We start from the raw sequence: 2274 nt of genomic DNA, 5'->3' as shown, positions 1-2274 counted from the left end.
ACATTGATAGTGACTGAAACACCGCATTCGCGAGCAAGCCCGCTCCCACATTTTGATCTCTGTTGGGTTTAGTAACCGCGTTGGGTATCAGCGAGGTTTTCCAGCGGCCGATCGCTCAGATACCTTTCCAGATTGCCCAGGAAACTGTCCGCAATATCATGCCGGCTATTGGTCGAAATCGCCGACGTATGCGGCGACACCCTGACCCTCGGATGCCCATACAACGCATGCCCGTCCGGCAATGGCTCGGGCTCGGTCACATCCAGCGAAGCCAGCCCGATATGGCCGCTGTCCAGCGCCTCCAGCAGCGCCTCATGATCCACCAATCCTCCCCGGGCAATATTGATCAGGTGCAACCCTGGCTTGGCATTCGCCAGCGCCTCCCGATCGACGATATGCCGTGTGGCCTCGGTCAGTGGCGCTGCCAGTACCAGGTGATCGGAACGAGCAAACAGGTCATGGATATCCCGCGCCGCTTCCACACCCTCCACGTCAAACGGCGTGTCAGTTTGGCGTAATGCCACCACCTTGATCCCCAACCCATGAGCCTTCTGCGCCAGGCTGCGGCCAATCGCGCCAAACCCGAGAATCCCCAGGGTGGTGCCCTTGAGCGGGCGCAACGGGGTGAACTGCCATTGGGCATCCTTTACCCAGATATCCGGCAAATGCTTGGCCGCCGCGAAGATTGCCGCCAGGGCGAACTCGGCGAGGTTTTCGGCGGCGCTGCCCCGTGAGGTGCTCACCGGCGGCCCGTTGAACAGCCACCTGGGATAGAAGTCGATGCCCGACGACACCACCTGGATCCACTGCACGCCATACGGCCAACCCGGGGGCGGTGTGTCGGGCGCGGTGTAGCCGCGCACATTGATCGGCCGGGCCAGCAGGATATTGGCCTGGGCCGGCAAGTCGCTGGGCACACCGGCCGGCACGCTGATCACCTCTGCACCGGGGTGCGTGAGGGCCAGGCGCTGGCGGATGACTTGATTGAAATCTTCGTCCAGCTGGCTGGCGATAATCACCTGGCTCATGGGCGTTCCTTGTGTCGTTGAGCGAAGACGGCCTTGCCGACGCCTTGCAGCACCGCGTCGTTCTGCGGGGTATGCACGCGGCTGCACAGCACGTCGCGGTAATGCCGCTGCAGTGGGCTGTGTCGGGACAGGCCGGGATTGCCGGAAGCCTCGATGGCCAACTCGACGGCACGGATCGCGTTGCCGGTCACCAGGTATTTGATCTGTGCGGCGTGGGCCGCTGGCGTATGCCCGTCGGCGGCGGCGTCCAGCAGGCTGCGGTTGAAAAACAGCAGAGTGTCGATATGCCCGACGGTCTCCTGAAAGCGCGGCAAGGTCGACAGCGCGGCGCCGAGGTTGGACGGCTTGCGTTGTTCCAGCCAGTCCACCAGCCAGTCGCGCGCGGCCTGGGCCACGGCGTCGTACACCGATGAGAGCAGTACCGACATCCACAGGAACCCGTCACCGTCCAGTTCCGCCTGCGGTGCGCTCCAGGGGCTGACGCTGACCGCGTGGTCCAGCGGCACCAGCACGTTGTCGAACACCACTTCATGGCTGCAGGTGGCGCGCATGCCGAGGTGGTCCCAGGTGTCGATGATGCTGATGCCGGGGCTGTCCCTGGGCACCAGCCAGGCGCCTACCAACGGGTCTTCATCGCTGCTGCGGGCCCACACGCTGAACCAGCTCAGGCCATGGCTGCCGGTGGAGTAGATCTTGCGCCCGCTGATGCGCCAGCCGGCGGCGGTACGCCGGGCGATGGTCGCGGGCAGGCCGCCACGGGCCGGGGTGCCGAGATCGGGTTCGACGCGCAGGGCATTGATCAGCGCCCCATTGCGCACAGCGTCTTCGGCGACCTGGGTGCGCAGGGCGGGCGGCCAGGTTTTGCTGTCTTGCAGGCGCGTGTGTTGCAGGTACTGCATCACCAGGATCAACGCGGTGGACGGCTCGCCCTTGGCAATCGCGCTGATGGCCTTGCGCGCCTGGCTCAGGTTGGCACCGCCACCGCCGAGGGCCTTGGGCACGGTCAGGGCGATAAGGCCGTGTTCGTGCAGCAGCTTGAAGTTGTCGTGGGGGAAGGTGCCGCATTCATCAACGATGTGTGCAGTGGCGGCGAGCTGGGCGCTGAGGCGTTCCAGCAAGGCTTCGAAATTGGCCACTTCCACGGAGCGCAGTGACGGTTGAGAAGAAAGGCTCATGATGGGTGTACTCGTTCAAAATGTGGGAGCGGGCTTGCTCGCGAAAGCGGTGTGTCAGGTTGCACATCCGT

2 protein-coding genes are annotated in these 2274 nt (G+C 64.3%); both read right to left on the bottom strand.

Translation table 11 applies throughout. From position 1 onward, the window contains the following. Window positions 1–68 precede the first annotated feature (68 nt). On the bottom strand, window positions 69–1028 hold the full coding sequence (locus ACW9I6_RS32120) for a D-isomer specific 2-hydroxyacid dehydrogenase family protein (protein ID WP_003211305.1): 960 nt from the start codon (window positions 1026–1028) through the stop codon (window positions 69–71). Continuing rightward, window positions 1025–2203, bottom strand: a complete 1179-nt coding sequence (locus ACW9I6_RS32115) for an acyl-CoA dehydrogenase family protein (protein WP_457340233.1) — start codon at window positions 2201–2203, stop codon at window positions 1025–1027. Before ACW9I6_RS32115 ends, ACW9I6_RS32120 begins: the two co-directional genes overlap by 4 nt. Window positions 2204–2274 lie beyond the last annotated feature (71 nt).

It is taken from the genome of Pseudomonas sp. SDO5522_S412 (genome assembly GCF_054071215.1).
Note: the sequence above shows the minus strand (reverse complement) of the source record. Positions and strands in the feature narration are given on the sequence as shown.